1 protein-coding gene is annotated in these 390 nt (G+C 58.5%); it reads left to right on the forward strand.

Going from position 1 to position 390, the window contains the following annotated elements; translation table 11 throughout:
• Positions 1-340: hypothetical protein (locus AX703_RS12770; RefSeq protein WP_231735520.1), on the forward strand; the 340-nt coding region annotated here is incomplete at its 5' end.
• Positions 341-390 lie beyond the last annotated feature (50 nt).

Below are 390 nucleotides of genomic sequence, written 5' to 3' on the forward strand. Positions count from 1 at the left end.
ATCCGGCGTGCCGCAAGACACTGTCATTCAACGAATTAGTTTCGAATCCGACTCTGAGACCATGGATCTGCTGTGGTTTCCTACGGGCGGCGGCAAGACAGAAGCTTATCTGCTTCTCACCGCTTTCACCGCTTTCTTGCGTCGGATACGCGCTAGGGGAAATCCGTCCGGCGCGGGCGTTACGGTTTTCATGCGCTACACACTGCGTCTACTGACTATTCAGCAGTTCGAGCGCGCGGCGGCCCTCATTTGTGCTTGCGAATTAGTCCGGCTGGGCCAGGCACCCGCCGGCGCAGTTGTTCTCCCCGCTCATTTCAAAAGCGATGTCCCGATATCGTAATCGTCCGGCGGGACCCGCCTTGCTTGGCGGGGGAGCGATCGGTCTTAAGC

Origin of the sequence: Novosphingobium sp. CCH12-A3 (assembly GCF_001556015.1) — a bacterium.
Classification (GTDB): domain Bacteria; phylum Pseudomonadota; class Alphaproteobacteria; order Sphingomonadales; family Sphingomonadaceae; genus Novosphingobium; species Novosphingobium subterraneum.